Genomic DNA, 16,822 nt, shown 5'->3' with positions numbered 1-16,822 from the left:
GCGCTGGCCGCACCAGACAGTCTGCTGGTCGGCGTGCAGCCGGATCTGGCTGTGGCCATCGTCGGGGGTGTAGAGGATCAACATGTCAGGCATCCACGCCGGGCAACGAGGCCCTGTTGAAGGGGTAGTAATTCAGGAAGTCGTCAAGCACCTTCTCGAAGTGCTCGCGATTCTCCTGCAGCATCTCCACGGGGTCGTAGAACGAATAATTGCCGTGGCTCATGATGTTCACCACACGACCGTAAAGTGTCGCATCCGGATCGTTCTCGGCGTCCTGCTGGATGCACACCGAAAACTTGTCGTGCCCGTGGAATATCTGCGCTTTCTCCAGCAGACTGCGCAGCGCATTGAAGTGATGCGTATAGACCTGTCCCGAGTCGCGTGCGCGGCACAGGTCTTCCAACAGCGCCAGATGATGGAAGAACGGCGTATCGCTGCTCCAGGCAAGGGTGAACTCGCCCGTGGTGCGTGAGCGCGAAAGCAGCCATGACTGGAACTTTTTGCGATCAATCTGCCTGATTTCGTTCCACAGCACATTGAAAAACAGGGCGTGATGGGTGGAGATCACGGTCTTGATGGCGTGATCGTTACGCGCCAAGAACTGGCTCAGGTGGTTGGCCACGACGATGGCGTTGTGCTCATCGAGCGAAGAAATTGGATCGTCTATGACGATATACCTGACCCATTGGTAGGCTTCCGCTCCATCCATCGCCAGCTGCACGATGGCGAGGAAGAAGCACCAGATGAACATGGTTTCCTCGCCACGGGAAATCTTGATCGGCTGCTCGTCATTACCTTTCGGGTAGAAGCGCACCACACCCGCTTCTGCATCGATCCGGAAATCGAAATCCGCATAGCGCTGCAGCAGTGGCCGGATTCGGTTGTCCATCTCCAGCTCGGTTAGACCCGAGAAGAATCGTGAGTTGGTGTTAAGCACAAGCCTGCGGTCACTGTCGCCGGTCAGGTCGTTGTCCCAGCCAAACAGGTCCTCTGTGTAGGCGTTGAAGTACAACGTGTCGCGGGCGTCGCCTTGCCGACCAATGTTCTTGAACGCCATCGACAACTGGGTCTTGCCGACGCCGTTGTGGCCATAGAGCAGCACGAAGCGCTTGGCCTCTTCCGGCGCGCTCGCGGGGCCGTTCAGAGTTGTACGGACGTGGGCGGCGAGTAGGGCCAGGTCGGGAAAGTTCGGCGGCGGACTCACGGGGCATCAGCCTCAACAAGTGGGAGTAGTCGCTGCATCAGGCCCTTCTTGTGCTGCCTGAGCAGCTCGATCATTTCAACCTGGGCCCGAATGAGAACATCCAGATTCGCGAGCAGATCGGCGATCCGCAACTGCTCATCAGGGTCTTCCGGGAATTTCACCATCATCTCTTTCAGCTGAGAAAAGTGTCGGCGGTAATCGAGCATGACTATGGGGTTCGCCTGCAAACACTGAAAAAGAAACGCCGTCGAAACATCCTTTTTTGCACGAAGTATCTTGATGCCGTCCGCGCCCTGAACAAATGGCTTGTTCGCCAACTTCAACACACACGTGTGGTCACCAAACACGATCAGCGGAAACGGGCCAGCGACAAGGCCGCACGAGTCATCTGTCCAACCGGCGATTGGCTTCGCTGACTGATCGATGATTGGATACGCGCCTTCCTGCATGTATTGCGACGTTTGCAGTTTCTTCGGCGGCGTAACCGTGACGATAGTGTTTTCGAGTTTCTGGACTTTCCATCTGCCCACGAACCCCGGAAAACGCAGACACGGCAGGGGCTGTCCTTCGTCCGGGAACAGCTGTTGCATAAGCCCCTGCTTGTGAGCCCTGAGCGTATCGAGCTTGCGGGCTTCCGCACCGATACGGTCATCGAGAGTTGATAGGACGTTACCAACCTTTTGCTGCTCCCTCTGCGACGGGAAAGCAAGCTCAAAAGACTTAAGAACACCTCCCGAAAGTTCTTTGAACGTGTTGCCTGCACCAAGTCTCTCCAACGCAGCCTTGGATCTTGCCAGAGAGAAGTAGAGGAACTTTCCGTCGAATCCCTCCTTTGAGACAAAACCTCGGCAACCCTGATTCATCGCCATCGGGACTGCGTTGATCGCGAGATGGCCAATGGGCGCACGTGTTGAGAGAATAGTCGATTCTGGAGGTAACACTTCAGAGGAGCAGTTCTGTAACCCTTCTTCGGTAATAGTACGGACCGTCTTGGAAATGTAAGGGCTTGCATCCTTCCCCATCTCCGCGGGAGTTACCCACTGAACATCGCCTCCCCAGTACTTCGCCACGCCAGTACTAGGTGTACCGCCCTGTGCGATACGGGCTACCTGAGATAGCGGCCTCGACTCCCACCATCCGTCGAATTCTGGGAAACGTAACTTTGGCAGAGAAGTCCGATATCCGACTGATTTCTGGACACTCTTGTTCTCACTGCGCATACGCACTCAATCCTGCAATCTCCCGACCCTGCGCCAACCGCTCCAGCACAGGGGTAAGCTCTTCCATCAAATCCAGCTCACGGCGCGTCCTTTCCTTCCAGGCCAGTTCCAGTGGCGCCATCAATGCGCTCAGCGCCTCCCCATCGAACACGCGGCGACGCAGGATTTCGTCCACGAATTCCTTGAACTTTTCTGCCTCCAGCCCATGCGCCTGCGCAATCGCGTTGAGCTGATCGGTGCGTCGCTGCACCTTGAACGCCTCGTAGCCCTTGCGGATCACAGCTTCGTCCAGCGCCCGGTCGGTCGGTAGGCTGCGGATGTAGTCCGCAATCACCTCGCGCTCGTCCATGAACTTTGCATCAGCCTGCACCAGCCCAATCACCTGCTCGCGGGTCATGCTGCGCTCGTCCGGCGGTTTTCCACTATCGCGAGCGACCAGCGCCATGATGTAGTCGTAGTCGATCAGGTTGGAGGCGAACAGCACGAACTCGAAGTCCAATTGCTGCACTTCCGGCGCAGCGCCGTCGCCCTGCGCCTGCTGCTGCGACTTGAGCCGCTGCGCCGTTTCTAGATAGGTGCCGCGCCAGGCGCGCAGGTCGTCCGGTGCGATCAGCGTATCCACCTGGTCGCGCTGGGCGGCCGTCAGGTCGGTGTACTGGTCCAGTTGCGTCTTGAAGCGCTGCACCTGCTTGAACAACTCAATGAACTGCGCACGCGCGGCATCGCCACGCAGGTTGGCGATCTGCTCGGGCTTGCTGACCAGCCCCTGCGACTGCATGAAGCCCTGCAACTTCTGCATAGCGTCATCCAGTTGCTCGATGACCTTCGGTGCCAGGTCCACCAGCCAGATGCGGGCAGGCGCGTCGCTGCCTTCGCCCGAGAACAGCTTGATCGCCTCGTCCACTTGCACCTGCTGCTGACGGAAGTCGAGGATGTTGCCGTAGGGCTTGGCATCGTTGAGCACGCGGTTGGTGCGGCTGAACGCCTGAATCAGGCCGTGGTACCTGAGCTTCTTGTCCACGTACAGCGTATTCAGGTACTTGGCATCGAAGCCGGTGAGCAGCATGTCTACCACCAGCGTGATGTCGATCTTCTCCGCGCCCTTGCCGGGCAGGTCGGCATCGGGCACCTGCTGCTGCTTGATGCGCTGCTGCACGTCCTTGTAATAGGCATCGAACTCACCGACACCGAAATTACAGCCGTAACGGGCGTTGTAGTCGGCAATGATCTGCTTAAGCGCGGCGTACTTGCCTTCGGGATCCTCTCGGTTGTCGGACTGCTCCTGCGGCAGGTCTTCCTGCAGCTGGCGCACGTCGGCGGCGTTCTTCGCGGCATCGTCGCCGCCTTCCGCCGCCACGGCCTGCGCAGGCGGGGAAAACACACAGGCGACCTTCAGCGGGCGGAACTCCGGATCTTCGGCCTGCCGCTGGGCCTGCATCTCGCCGAACAGCCGGTAGTACTCGATGGCATCGTTGATCGATGCGGTGGCGAACACCGCATTGAAACGGCGCTGCGCGGTGGCGGCATCGTGCTTGTCGAGAATGGTCTCGATGACCTTGGGTTTGGGCGGCGCCTCGCTAGGCTTGGGCGGGTTGGCGCCTTCGGGCTTAAAATGATCCACATGGAACTTCAGCACGTTGCGGTCGTCGATGGCGTGGGTGATGGTGTAGGCGTGTAGTTCGCGCTGGAACAGATCCAGCGTGGTACGTACGCGCGCGTTTTCGCCTTCGCGCTGCACGCTGGAGGCGTTCTTGTCGAAGATCGGCGTGCCAGTGAAACCGAACATCTGGGCACGCGGAAAGAACGCCTTGATCGATTGATGGGTCTCGCCGAACTGCGAGCGGTGGCACTCGTCGAAGATGAACACCAGCCGCTTGTCTCGCAGCGGCTCCAGCCGCTGCGGATGGTTGCGACCCGCAGACCCGTCCAACGCCAGCCCTAGCTTCTGGATGGTGGTGACGATGACCTTGTCGGCCTTGTCGTCTGACAACAGTCGACGCACCAGCGCCTCGGTGTTGGTGTTCTCCTCGACGCAGCCTTCTTGGAAGCGGTTGAACTCCTCGCGGGTCTGGCGATCGAGATCCTTGCGGTCCACCACGAACAGGCACTTCTCGATGTCCGGGTTGTCCTTGAGCAGGGTGGATGCCTTGAAGGAAGTTAGCGTCTTGCCACTACCGGTGGTGTGCCAGACATAGCCGTTGCCGCCGTTCTTCTCGATGCAGTCGACGATGGCCTTGACCGCATAGATCTGGTACGGCCGCATCATCAGCAGCTTCTGTTCGCTGGCCACCAGCACCATGTAGCGGCTTAGCATCTGGCCCAGCGTGCACTTGGCCAAGAAGGTTTCGGCAAAAGCATCGAGGTGGCCGATCTTGCGGTTGGCCTCGTCGGCAAACTGGTAGACGGGCAGGAATTGCTCGTCTGCGCTGAAATTGAAGTGTCGCGCGGTGTTGTTGGCGAAGTAGTAGGTGTCTGTGCGGTTGCTCACGATGAACACCTGCAAGAAACACAGCAGCGTGCGAGTGTAGCCGTTGCCGGGGTCGGCCTTGTAGTCGACAACCTGTTGCATGGCCCGGCGCGGACTGATGCCGAGCGTCTTCAACTCGATCTGGGCGACTGGCACGCCGTTGATGAGCAGGACTACATCGTAGCGGTGGTGGCTGTTGTCGTGGTTGATGCGCAGTTGGTTGACCACCTCGAAGGTGTTCTTGCACCAGTCGCGGGTGTTGACCAGGGTGTAATGCAGCGGGGTGCCGTCATCGCGTAGGAAGGTGGAGGTCTCACGCAGGCGCTGTGCAGCAGTGAAGACATCCGCGGTGACAATCTCGTCCAAGAAACGCTGCGCCTCGCCGGGCGTGAGGTAGACGCGGTTGAGCGACTCGAACTTCTCCAGGAAGTTACGTTCGAGCGCGGCGCGGTCACGGATGTCTGGACGCAGGGTGTACTTGAGCTCGCCCAGCTTGGCGACGAGTTCCTGCTCAATGATGCTTTCCTTGATGTGCATAGCCCAGTCCAGCCTTTCAGATTCAGTAGACGCTACCCCAAGCAAGTCTAACGACTGGGGGCTGGAAGTTGGCCTATAACTCTTGCGCACCGCGGATTGCCGCATGTGCGGCTCATGTTTAGTTGCCCTTCGAGCTCAGCAGGGAGGCCGCAGCACGGTTGGCGACATGCCACACCGCCTCCGATACGCCTTCGACAACGCCCCGGCCCCAGCGAACCCCAGCTCGTGCGCCACCTGCTTCACCGCCCTGCCCCCGCGCAGGCGGGTGGCGGCGAGGCCCGGGCGCCAGTTGAGCACGTAGGCGGCGGGCGTGTGCCGACGGCGTGCTTGAACGCGGGGGCGAAGGCGCTGCGCGGCATGGGGCCAGCGCGGCCAGGAGTTCGAGCGCCTAAGGTTCGCCGGGGCGCGCGTGCAGGGGGGACGAGCGCCTTGCCTAGCTGCGAGAGGCCGGCAAGCGTGGCGTGGTGCACGGATACTAGGGCGCCCCCACCGGCGCCCCTCTCCCGCGTGCGGGGGAAGGAGCAGAGCGGGCGCGTTGGGGACTACATGCGTCACTTGACGTCGTGCCGCCGCCCATTACCTATTCGCGAATGACGCATAGGGGTTATCCGCCTGCTGCGCACGCCGCGATCGCATCCTGCCCCTGCGCCGCGGCCACGCAGCGCTCTCGTGCCAGCCGCATGCGGACTTCGCCGTCCAGGCTGCGCAAACCCCAGCGACGGCCTTCTGCAATGGCGGCCTCCTCGTCGGCGCCTTGCAGCCACGCGGCACGCAGTGCAGCCAGTGCACCGACGCGGTTGCCGCTGGCGCAGTGGACCAGGGCCGGGCCTTCGATGCCGCGCAGCAGCTGGTCGAAGGCGGCGACCGATGCGGGCGAGAGATCGGCCGCGCCGGCGATGGGGAGGTTTTCATATTTCAGGCCTGCGGTGCGCACGGCAGTGGCTTCGTCGAATCCGGGCGTTTCGGCGTCGGGGGTGAGGTCGATGACGTGGGTGATGCCGGCGGCGCGCAGGGCGGGAAGGTCTTCGGCGGTGATGCGTCCGCCGGTGTGGATGCCGGGGGTGGGGTTGTTGAAGCGGCTCAGTCCGGGGGCGTGGGCCGTGGTGTCGGGGGTGGGTGGTGGGGTGGCTGCGGATTGGGGGGTGGTGATGCAGCTGGCGAGGAGGATCAGGGCGACTGTAAGGAGGGAGGCCTGGATGGGGGCGAGGTTTTGGGTGCGCATGGGTGGCGCCTCCGGGGTGGGCGGTGGTGGGTCGGATATTGAGGCTTCTGGGGGCCCCGACCCAGCTCTCCACCCGTGAAGGGCGCAATGCCCCACGCGCGGGGGAAGGAGCAAAGGTTCGGCAAGGAGGGAGTGAGCGCGCGATTTAAGCCGCCGCTTCGAGCGCCAGCAGGTAGTCGCCGAAGCCGTGCCTTGCGCGGGGGTCACGGCGGGCGCTGGTGATGACGGCGGGATTGGCGCGGCGGGCGACGGTGTGGCCGCTGCGCTCCAGGGCGTCCAGCAGGGCGCGGTCTTCGTGGGCGGTGAGCGCGGGGAAGCCGCCCGCAGCGCGGTACGCGGCAGCCGAGACGCCGAGGTTGGCGCCGTGTACGTGCGGGTGGCCGTCGATGTAGTGCTCGCCGGCGAGGAAGGCGGCGCGCACGCGGGGGGCGAAGTCGCGCCAGTCGGCGACGCGCACGGTGCCGCAGAAGGCGTCCGCATCGCAGGCCAGCTGCGCGGCGAGCCAGTCGGCGGGCACGCAGCTGTCGGCGTCGGTCGAGGCCAGCCAGCGCGCGCCTTCGTGCAGCAGGAGCTCGGCCGCGGCGGCGCGGGCGCGGCCGACGCAGCGCGCGTTGAGCGCCACGGTGCGCACGCCCAGTGCGGCGCAGGCGTCGGCGGTGGCGTCGCGGCAGCTGTCCAGTGCGACCACCACCTCGACGCGCTCGCCGGCCAGCGCGGGCCACTGCGCGGCGGCGAGGATCGAGCGCAGGCAGTCGCCGATCAGTACCTCCTCGTTGTGCGCGGGTACCAGCACGCCGATCATCGCAGGCCCTCGCGCTGCGCCACCGAGGTGGTGTCGTCGCTCCAGCAGTCGAGGATGAAGTCGGGGTCGCGGTAGTGGGCGATGCGGGTCAGCCCGGGGATGGCCGCCAGCCGTGCATGCACGTCCAGGGTGTCGCTGTGCCGGCCGTCGAAGCCATGCCGCCAGTGGCAGGCCAGCAGCACGGCGTTTGGTGCGAGCGAAGTTTCGATCCTGTGGGCGAATGCCTGCATCGCGGTGTCGTCGAGGTAGTAGCCCATCTCGCCGACCACCACCAGGTCGAAGCGGCCGTCGGGCCATTCGCGCGGGTGCTCCATGCAGCGCAGCTCGAGGTGGCCCAGCCCTGCGCAGCGCCGGCGCGCCACGGCAATCGCGCGCGGATTGAGGTCGGTGCCCAGCAGGGCGTCGCAGCGTGCGGCGAGCTTGCGGGTCAGCTCGCCGTTGGCGCAGCCGATTTCCCAGCCGCGTTCGAACTCCGGACGCGGCAGCGCGGCCAGCAGCAGGTCGCGCTTGCGGGTTTCGTACCAGCGGGTGCGGTAGCCGAAGGGGTCGTCGCCCGCCTGCCAGACCTGGTCGAAATAGCGCGCAAGCGTCATGGCAGGTAGACCTCGAACGGGCGGTGGAAGCGTTGCAGCACGTGCGGGGGCAGGATCGGCGCGGGCGCGTGTGGCGCGTCGCTTTGCAGCTGCGAGGCGAAGCAGGCGATGGCGCGCTGCTTGAGGACGACGGTTTCGGGCGTCAGCGGCATGCGGAACGCATCGAACGGCGGCCGGCTGGTGTGCGGCAACAGCCAGTGCCAGGCCCACACGGGATAGCGCAGCAGGCGCATGCCCGGCTGCGCCGCGGCGGCGAGTGCGGCGCGGCCGACGGCGTCGTGGTCGGGGTGGCCGTCCTGCTCCCAGGGTGCGAGGACGAGGTCGCCGGGCTGCAGCAGTGTGCGGAGCGTCGCCTTGAGGGCAGCGCTGCGCGCCTCGACCCCGCCGTCCGGAATGTCGAGGCGCTGCACCTGCGCGCGAACGCCCAGCACGTCGAGTGCCTGCGCCACTTCGCGCGGACGCACCTCGCGCAGGCGATCGGGGGTCCAGGCGGCGTCGCCGGGATAGCAGGCTTCGCCATCGGTCACCGCCACCAGGAGGATGTCGAGTCCGGCCTGGCTGGCGGCGCGCAGCAGGCCGCCACAGGCGAGGGTCTCGTCATCCGGATGCGGCGAGAGCAGCATCAGGCGGTGCCGGCCGTGCAGCAATTGCGCGGCCAGCCGCTCGTCCAGCGCGGCCAGCCACGGCGAGGCGCGCCACGCGGATTCGCATTGGCCTGCGCCATTGATGCGCGGCGGGGCTACAGCGGCCATCGTGCCTCCGCGTCCAGCGCTGCGACCTGCGCGCCCAGCGCTGCCCAGTCGCGATCGGCGTGGCTCTGGCGCACGAACACGGTGAGATCCGCGCAGCGCTGCGCATGTTGGCCGTCGCGGCACAGCGGGCCGGGACCGAGGCTGCGCGCGGCGGCATCGAGCACGTCGTGGCAGGCGCGCTCGACCACCGAGCGCAGGCGCACCACTTCGCGCTGGTATGGCTGTGTGGGGTTGGCGTCGATTTGTGCCGCCAGCTCGCGCAGCATGGCGGACGCGGCGCCCAGCTCCATGTCGACGCGTCCCAGCGACGCGGCAAGGTGCGGGTCGCGCGCGACGCGTGCCGGGTCGGCCATGCGCTGGGCGATTTCCACCGCAGCTCCGTGCCAGCAGGCGGCCACGCCAGCGCCGCCGTGCCAGAAGCCGGGACGCTCGAGATAGGCGCCCGGCGCGCCGATGCGCACGCACGGCACGGCGTCGAACTCCACCGGCCCGCTTTCGATCGTGGCCATGCCGACTGCCTGCCAGCCGGCGTCGGGTATGGCGACGCCGGGCTGGCGCATGTCCACCAGCACCAGCTGCCGCGCATCGCCCTCGCTCGCGGTAAGCAGCGCGGCGTCGACGAAGCGCGCGCCCGAGCACCAGGGCTTGCGTCCGGACAGGCGCGGCTTGCCGGGCCCGTCGCGCACCACCACCGTCGACTCCGGGCCCTCCGCGGCCCAGACCGCCAGCAGCGTCGTCGGCGCGGGTGGGGCGGCGACCAGCTCGACCAGGATCGCGAGCGCGTCATGGTGGGCTTCGAGCACCTTGGCCAGCGCCAGGTCGTCGGCACCCCACCGGGCCAGGGCGCGCCAGCGGGCGAGCGTTTCGCCCTGCCCCGGCAGCGGTAGCGGGGCTTTGCGCAGGCGTGCGCGGGCGCGTGTTTCGAGGGAAGAAGGCGCTGTGTCGGCGGTCGAAGTTGCAGGCGTAGGCATGACACCAGTGGACCAACCCAGCGGTAGGCGCCGCGTGAGCCGCACGACTGCGACCACCAATGCGTGCTGTGTCGCCACACGAAGGAGCCCCGCGTGTGCGGGGCTCTTCCTGTTTCAGTCGGGCAACTTGAACTCTGCAGTTGCAGGCGACAGCGCGTGGCTGCAGGCGCCGCGTGTTGCGATCCAGCAGGCTCAGGCCGTCGCCACCTTCGGCTTGCGGAACTTCGCCACCAGCCACTCCTCCACATCATCCACCAGCGTGAACGCCGCCGGCACCACGATCAGGCTGAGCACGGTGGAGGTGATCAGGCCGCCGATCACGGCCACGGCCATGGGCATGCGGAAGCTGGCGTCGGCGGTGAAGCCCAGGGCGATGGGCAGCATGCCGGCGCCCATGGCCATGGTGGTCATGATCACGGGGCGGGCGCGCTTGTGGCAGGCGTCCATCAGGGCGTCGTGGCGTGCCATGCCCTGCGCTTCGGCCATGACCGCGTAGTCCACCAGCAGGATGGAGTTCTTGACCGCGATGCCGATCAGCAGGATCAGGCCGATCAGCACCGACAGCGAGATGTCCAGGCCGGTGATCAGCAGCGCGCCGAACGCGCCCCCGGCGGCCAGCGGCACGGCTACCAGGATGGTGATCGGCTGGCTGGCGTGGTTGAACAGCAGCAGCAGCACGCCGTAGACGCAGAAGATGCCGGCCACCATGGCCATCAGGAAGCCGCCGAACATCTCGGCGAACACCTCGCTGTCGCCGGCAGCCTGGCGGTCCACGCCCACGGGCAGGTTCTGCAGTGCAGGCAGTGCGTCGATCTGGCCCTCCACCTCGCCCATGGCCATGCCGTTGAGGTCGACGGTGATGGTGACGTTGCGGCGGCGGTCGTAGCGGTCGATCTGCGAGGGGCCGCTGGCGGTGGTGATCTCGGCCACCGAGGACAGCGGCACGCTGCCGCCGCCGGCGGTGGGCACGCGCAGCTGGCCGAGCAGGGCCGGGTCCGACAATGCGGCCTCGTCGAGCTGCACGCGGATGGGCACCTGGCGCTCGGGCAGGTTGAGCTTGGACAGGAACTGCTCATAGTCGCCGCGCGTGGCCACGCGGGTGGCGGCGGCGATGTCGGCGGTGGAAACGCCCAGGTCCGCGGCGCGCGCGGCATCGGGCCGCACGATGATTTCCGGGCGCACCAGCGCGGCCGATGAGCTCACCGTGCCCAGGCCCGGCAGCTGGCGGATGCCGCGCTCCACGTCGCGCGCGGCTTCGGCCAGCTTCACCGGGTCATCGCCGGCCAGCACCAGCTGCAGCGCGCGGCCGGGCTCACCGCCCTGGAAGCTCAGGCGCACGCCGGGCATGTCGGCCAGGCGTGCGCGCACCTGGGATTCGAGTTCGTACTGGGTGGCGTCGCGATCGTCGGACCAGCGGATCAGCAGGGTGGCCTTGCGCAGCTCGGCGCTGGTGATGTCGCCCGCCGGGCCGTTGGCGCCGCTGTTGCTGCCGGCGGTGACGAACACGTGTTCGATCTCGGGAATGTCGGCGATGCGCTGGCGCGCGGTCTCGGCCACCTCGCGCGTGGTCTCCAGCGCGGTGCCGGGCGGCAGTTCCACCAGCACGCTGCTCAGGATGCCGTCGTTGGGCGGGATGAAGGTCACTTTCAGCAGCGGCAACAAGGCCAGTGAGCCGATGAAGATCGCCAGCGCAGCGACCAGGGTGCGGTTGCGATGGCGCAGCGCGCGGTCGGCCCAGCGCAGGTACCACTGCATCAGCTTCGAATCGCCCTTGTGTTCGGGCGTGGGCTTGAGCAGGTAGGCGGACATCATCGGCGTGATCAGGCGCGCGACCAGCAGCGAAAACAGCACCGCCGACGCCGCGGTCCAGCCGAACTCGCGGAAGAACTTGCCGGGAATGCCTGGCATGAAGGCCACCGGGATGAACACCGCGGCGAGCGTGCACGAGGTGGCGACCACCGCCAGGCCGATCTCGTCGGCCGCTTCGAGCGCGGCCTGTTTGGGTGTCTTGCCCATGCGCAGGTGGCGGTCGATGTTCTCGACTTCCACGATGGCATCGTCCACCAGGATGCCCACCACCACGGCCAGCGCCAGCAGGGTGATCATGTTGAGGCTGAAGCCGAACCAGTACATCACCGCGAAGGTCGGGATGATCGACAGCGGCAGCGCCACGGCCGAGATCAGGGTGGCGCGCCAGTCGCGCAGGAACCAGAACACCACCGCCACCGCCAGCAGCGCGCCCTCGTAGAGCATGTGCATGGACGATGTGTAGGAGTTCTCGGCCACCTCGGTGGTCGACCCCACCTCGACGATGCGCAGGCGCGGCTGCTGCGCCTGCAGTTCGGCGATGCTCGCGCGCACGGCATTGCCCACGTCCACTTCGCTCGAACCGGTGGTGCGCTGCACGGCAAAGCCGATGACCGGCGTGCCGTCGAGCGTGGTGCGCTGGGTGATCGGCGCGTGGCCGTCGCTGACCTCGGCGATGTTGGACAGGCGCACGCTGCGCCCGTCGGGCACGAAGATCGGGTAGTTCTCCAGATCAGCGGCGCTGTCCACGGTGCCCAGCGTGCGCACGGCCTGCTCGCTGCCGCCCACGGTGGTGCGTCCGCCCGGTTGCTCCTGCTGGATCTGCGCCAGTTGCTGCGAGAGCAGCGCCGGGCTCACGCCGAAGCCCTGCACCGCCTCGGGTCGCAGGTCGACGCGGATCTCGCGGTCGACGCCGCCAATGCGGCGCACCGCGCCCACGCCCGGCACCGCGAACAGGCGCTTGGCGATGGCGTCGTCGATGTACCAGCTCAGCTGCTCGTCGCTCCAGCCGTCGGCGGTGACGGCGAAGCTGATCATGTCGCCGCCGGTAACGTTGACCAGGGAGACGATCGGCGGTTGCACATCGGCCGGCAGGTCGATGCGCACGCGATCGATGGCGTCGCGCACCTCGTCCTTGGCGATGTTGCCGTCCTTCTCGATCTGGAAGGTGAGCACGGTGGTCGACACGCCCTCGTTGACGATCGAGACCATGTTGCGCAGGTCCGGGATGCTGGCGGTGGCATCCTCCACCTTGCGCGTGACCTGGGTTTCCAGGGTGCTGGGGCTGGCGCCCGGCAGGGTGACGGTGACGGTGACCACCGGAACGGTGAGGTCGGGGAACTGCGAGACGGCGAGCCGGTTGAAGGCGACCAGGCCGGCGGCGGTGAGCAGGATGAAGAGCAGGATCGCCGGCAGCGGGCGGTGGATGGACCAGGCGGAGAAGTTCATTCCACCACCCGCACCAGATCGCCATCGCCCAGGAAGCCGGCACCGCGCGCGACCACGCGTGCGTCGGAAGGCAACCCGCTGACGACTTCAATCTGGTCCCCATGCGTCGGCCCGACCTCGATGCCGCGTTCGCGCACGCGCTGGTCATCCTCGACGGTGAACACGTAGGCGCGTCCGTCGCGGCGCACCACGGCATCGTTGGGAATCAGCATCGCCTGCGCGCGGCCCAGCGCGATGCGGCCCTGCGCGAACATCCCCGCGCGCAGGCCGCCGGGTTCGGGCAGGTCGGCGTAGATGGTGCCGGTGCGGGTCTGCGCATCCAGCGCCGGCGAGACGCGGCGCACTACACCGGCGACGGCACCAGCGGGCGTGCGCACCTGCACGGTGGCGCCGGGCGCGACCAGCAGCAGGTCGGCCTCGGCCAGTTCGGCGCGCCATTCCAGGCGGCCGTCGCGAATCAGGCGCAGCAGTTCGCCTCCGGCCCCTACTACCTGCCCTCCCTGCACGCTGCGCGCCGACACCACGCCGTCGACCGGCGCCCGCACCACGGTGAAATCGCGCTGCACGCGGGCCGCGTCGCGGCCGGCGATGGCGGTGTTGAGCCGGGCCTGGGCATTGGCGCGGGCGGCCTCTGCCTCCTCGGCGTCCTGCAGCGAGACCATGCGGTCGTCGGCCAGTTCGCGTACGCGCGAGGCCTTGCGCCGGGCGGTCTCCAGGTTGGTCTGCGCCTCGGTCACCGACGCCTCGGACTGGGCCAGCTGCGAGGCCAGGGTGCGGTCGTCCAGGCGCAGCAGCACGTCGCCCTGCTTCACCACGCTGCCCACTTCAACGTCGACGCTGGAGACGCGCACGCCGGAGAGCTCGACGCCCACCGACACCTCCTCCCACGCGGCCACCGCGCCTGAGGCAACCACTTCGCGCACAACCTCACGCGTCGTTGGCGTGGCCAGCGATACGGTCAGGCTCGGCGTCGCCTCGGGAGGCGCGTCGGCGCCGCAGGCGGCCAGGGCAAGCAGTCCAGCAACAGCCAGCGCACGCAGGGGAATGGCAGGCATGGGGGCTTCGGCTCGTATCAGAAGGCTGATACTCTATCAGCACACTGATATGTAGCGAAAGCTGCGGAGGGCCTGCGATGCCGAACAAGAAGCTGAGTCCACTGCAGGCGTTCAGGAATTCCCGCGGCTATCGCGCCAGCTCCCTGCTCAAGCGCCTGCACGTCGGCCTGACGGTGATGATGGAAGAGCGCCTGCGCGGGCACGGCATCGTGCTGACGCGGCCGCAGGCGCTGGCGCTGATGCACCTGTCCGAATGCCCTGGCGCGTCCAATGCGGAACTGGCGCGGATGAGCGCGGTGTCGCCGCAGACGATGCACCAGATCCTGCTGCGGCTCGGCCGCGACGAACTGGTGACGCGCGCGCCGCATCCCTGGCTGGGACGTGTGATGTCATTCCGGATCACCGAGGAAGGGCGCGAACTGGTCACGCGCGGCGGCCTGGTGGCACAAGGCGTGATCGATGGCGCGCTGGGCGTGCTGTCGCCTGCCGAACAGGACCAGCTTGTCGCGATGCTGGAGCGCTGCGTGGCGACGCTGCCTTCGTCGATCCTCAAGCAGCGCGAATGACGAACGCCGCGCGCCGGCAACGCTAGGCGGGGCGCAAGGCCTGCACGTCGTCGAACAGCGCTTCCAGCCGCGGGTGCGTGCCGCGCAACCCGGCGACGACCTCCGCGGTCCAGTCGAAGTATTCGCGGCGACGGTAGGCGGGCCAGTCGGCGGGCGGGAACTCGATGAGGTCGCGCAGGTTGGCGATCTTGTCGGCCAGCTTGACCAGCCGCGCGCCGTGGGAGGCGTTCGCGGCGTGTTCGACCTGCAGGCGCTTGCGCTCGGCCTTGGGCAGCGTCTTGTCGTCGGTCAGGGCGTCGACGTAGGCCAGGACCGCGTCGCCGAAGCGGCTGCGCAGCTGCTTGCGGCCCTCGTCGAGTTCGGGCTGGCCGTCGCTGCCGCAACAATCCTCGAGGTAGTCGTGCAGGGCGGCAGCGCAGAGGATGTCGGGATCATCGATGCCCGCTTCGACAGCGAGGATGCGCACCAGGGCGACGGGATGATTGATGTAGGGCGTCGCGTCGGCGTCCTTGCGGCGCTGGGCGCGATGGGCGTGCGCGGCGAAGGCAATGGCGTCGATGACGCGGGCGAGTGGCTGGTCTTGTTGATTCATGCGCTTTCCCCTGTCTGCAGGCGACCATGCTGGCGTGGACGCGTCGCAGCGGCTGGGACGCCCCAACCTCGCCCGCCCGGCCCGGCGCAGCACGCTGGGCCGTTCGGCAAGGTGCGCGCTGACGAAGCGCTACGCTCCCGCCGTATCCTCCACCACCTCGCCGCCCCCGAGCCTGGCCTCGATCTGCCGCCGCGCATCGCTGCACGACGCCGTGCGTCGTGCCACTTCCGCAATCGTGTCGCGCTTGTCGTCCAGCGCCCGCCGCCGCTGCGACGAACGGGTGCCGGCGCGGACCTGCTCGATGGCCTGCAGCAGGCGCAGCAGGATCGTGGTGTTGGCGTGCGCGTTCTCGAGGATCTGGTCGAAGGCCAGTGCCAGCAGGCGCTCGAACCCCGGCCCGGCGGGCAGCACGCGCAGGGTGTCGCCATCGCGCATCGGACGCGGCTCGATGTGGCGCCCGGCCAGCCGCTGCAGGATCACCGAGAGGTAGTCGAGGCTGGTTACCGCCGTGGTGGCGTCGTTGATGCCGGGCGAAAGCGCCTTCAGCGCCACGTCCACCAGCTGGCGGATGCCGAAGGCCACGTCCTGCCCGATGGGGCGGTAGGAATCGATGGCGAACAGGCTGGACAGGTAGCGCATGGCGTCCGCATCGGGTGCGCGGCGCGCGCCGATGCTGGCAATGCAGCGGTCGGGGCTGGCGAATCGCCGAGGCTGCTTTCCATCCGCACCACCACGTCGTGCTCGCGCGCGAATTCGAGCAGCGCCTGGTACTGCACGCGCTCGATGTAGCCCATCTGCGTGGCGGGGACCGGATACCACTGCAGCCCGCCGCCGGCGTCGCGGTCGGGCGCTGCTTCGTCGTCCTCGAGTTGATCAGGGAAGACGGTGTCGATCGTGTCCAGGGTATCGACGGCGATACTGCGCGCGATCGAGCCGGACTGGATCGACGCGGCCACGTGGTGGATGAAGTACACCAGGAACGCCACCGCCACCAGCGCCAGCAACAGACCCGCGGTCGCCGCCACGAGCGGCACGAACTGCTGCCCATCGCCGCCGGTGATGGTGCGCATCACGCACAGGCAGTAGGCGAATACGCCCAGGAACACGCCCAGCACCACCTGGTTGCCACGGTCGCGCATGAAGTTGCGCAGCACGCGCGAGGTGTACTGGTTGGACGCCTGCGCGAGCGCGACGATGGTGATCGAGAACACCACGCCGGCCACGGTGATCATGGAACCGGCAATGGTCGCCATCAGCTCGCGCGCGCCGTCGGCGTCGACCCCGAACAGCCACGGCCAGCGTTCACCCGGCGCACCGCCGAGCTGGCGGTCGAGCGCGACCAGCCCCAGCGCCAGCCCGATCGCCAGGAGCACGATGCATGCGGGCAGGAACCAGAAACTGGACCGCAGGCTGATGACCAGCTTGCTCAGCGTGCCGCTGGAAATGTGCCGCACTGCGCCGCTCCCGGTTGGATCCACATGGCAGGGTCGCGGCGCGGGCGTGGACAGGGCGCGAAGCACGGACGGTCTGCACGTCTCCCACCAGAGGTGGCGATGCCCAGCCCCCGAAGGCTGACGCACCCCACA

The 16,822-nt window shown here is 67.0% G+C and carries 13 protein-coding genes and 1 pseudogene; 1 reads left to right on the top strand and 13 read right to left on the bottom strand.

Annotated features, from left to right (window positions below; genetic code table 11):
• Positions 1 to 85: 85 nt before the first annotated feature.
• The 11 genes from ACW5DW_RS04170 to ACW5DW_RS04120 all read right to left on the bottom strand — a co-directional run bounded on the left by ACW5DW_RS04170 (position 86) and on the right by ACW5DW_RS04120 (position 14,078).
• Positions 86 to 1,204: an AAA family ATPase gene (locus ACW5DW_RS04170; protein WP_457017507.1), complete on the bottom strand. Its 1,119-nt coding sequence runs from the start codon at positions 1,202 to 1,204 to the stop codon at positions 86 to 88.
• The gene (locus ACW5DW_RS04165) at positions 1,201 to 2,424 is read right to left on the bottom strand and encodes a restriction endonuclease subunit S (RefSeq protein ID WP_457017506.1); all 1,224 of its coding nucleotides are present in this window, start codon (positions 2,422 to 2,424) and stop codon (positions 1,201 to 1,203) included. The genes ACW5DW_RS04170 and ACW5DW_RS04165 overlap by 4 nt, the downstream gene beginning before the upstream one ends.
• A complete protein-coding gene (locus tag ACW5DW_RS04160) occupies positions 2,414 to 5,533 on the bottom strand; it encodes a type I restriction endonuclease subunit R (RefSeq protein ID WP_457017505.1) in 3,120 nt (1,039 codons plus the stop codon). Before ACW5DW_RS04160 ends, ACW5DW_RS04165 begins: the two co-directional genes overlap by 11 nt.
• A gap of 30 nt (positions 5,534 to 5,563) precedes the next feature.
• The gene (locus ACW5DW_RS04155) at positions 5,564 to 5,983 is read right to left on the bottom strand and encodes a helix-turn-helix domain-containing protein (RefSeq protein ID WP_457017504.1); all 420 of its coding nucleotides are present in this window, start codon (positions 5,981 to 5,983) and stop codon (positions 5,564 to 5,566) included.
• A 49-nt stretch (positions 5,984 to 6,032) separates the two neighbouring features.
• Positions 6,033 to 6,650 carry a beta-lactamase hydrolase domain-containing protein gene (locus tag ACW5DW_RS04150; RefSeq protein WP_457017503.1) on the bottom strand — a complete coding sequence of 206 codons (618 nt, stop codon included), beginning with the start codon at positions 6,648 to 6,650 and terminating at the stop codon, positions 6,033 to 6,035.
• Positions 6,651 to 6,795: 145 nt separating this feature from the next.
• On the bottom strand, positions 6,796 to 7,452 hold the full coding sequence (locus tag ACW5DW_RS04145; protein WP_457017502.1) for a glycosyltransferase: 657 nt from the start codon (positions 7,450 to 7,452) through the stop codon (positions 6,796 to 6,798).
• Entirely contained in the window at positions 7,449 to 8,045 is a 597-nt protein-coding gene (locus ACW5DW_RS04140; protein WP_457017501.1) for a class I SAM-dependent DNA methyltransferase, read from the bottom strand. Before ACW5DW_RS04140 ends, ACW5DW_RS04145 begins: the two co-directional genes overlap by 4 nt.
• Complete coding sequence (locus tag ACW5DW_RS04135; RefSeq protein ID WP_457017500.1) at positions 8,042 to 8,797, bottom strand: PIG-L deacetylase family protein; 756 nt, start codon at positions 8,795 to 8,797, stop codon at positions 8,042 to 8,044. Before ACW5DW_RS04135 ends, ACW5DW_RS04140 begins: the two co-directional genes overlap by 4 nt.
• Positions 8,785 to 9,768: an acyl-CoA dehydrogenase family protein gene (locus ACW5DW_RS04130; protein ID WP_457017499.1), complete on the bottom strand. Its 984-nt coding sequence runs from the start codon at positions 9,766 to 9,768 to the stop codon at positions 8,785 to 8,787. The genes ACW5DW_RS04135 and ACW5DW_RS04130 overlap by 13 nt, the downstream gene beginning before the upstream one ends.
• 192 nt (positions 9,769 to 9,960) lie before the next feature.
• Positions 9,961 to 13,023, bottom strand: a complete 3,063-nt coding sequence (locus ACW5DW_RS04125; protein WP_457017498.1) for an efflux RND transporter permease subunit — start codon at positions 13,021 to 13,023, stop codon at positions 9,961 to 9,963.
• The gene (locus ACW5DW_RS04120) at positions 13,020 to 14,078 is read right to left on the bottom strand and encodes an efflux RND transporter periplasmic adaptor subunit (protein WP_457017497.1); all 1,059 of its coding nucleotides are present in this window, start codon (positions 14,076 to 14,078) and stop codon (positions 13,020 to 13,022) included. Before ACW5DW_RS04120 ends, ACW5DW_RS04125 begins: the two co-directional genes overlap by 4 nt.
• 77 nt (positions 14,079 to 14,155) lie before the next feature.
• On the opposite strand from ACW5DW_RS04120, the gene ACW5DW_RS04115 reads away from it, so the two are divergent.
• Positions 14,156 to 14,644 (top strand): MarR family winged helix-turn-helix transcriptional regulator, encoded by a 489-nt coding sequence (locus ACW5DW_RS04115; RefSeq protein WP_457017496.1) that lies wholly within the window; start codon positions 14,156 to 14,158, stop codon positions 14,642 to 14,644.
• Between the two features lie 22 nt (positions 14,645 to 14,666).
• On the opposite strand, the gene ACW5DW_RS04110 is transcribed toward ACW5DW_RS04115, so the two are convergent.
• Complete coding sequence (locus tag ACW5DW_RS04110) at positions 14,667 to 15,236, bottom strand: HD domain-containing protein (protein WP_457017495.1); 570 nt, start codon at positions 15,234 to 15,236, stop codon at positions 14,667 to 14,669.
• 129 nt (positions 15,237 to 15,365) lie between these two features.
• Positions 15,366 to 16,609, bottom strand: a pseudogene (locus tag ACW5DW_RS04105) (DUF2254 domain-containing protein).
• Positions 16,610 to 16,822: the final 213 nt, after the last annotated feature.

The sequence above is a fragment of the Luteimonas sp. A482 genome, from assembly GCF_054072655.1.
The sequence above is the reverse complement of the archived record's forward strand: the minus strand, read 5'-3'. Positions and strand labels throughout refer to the sequence as shown.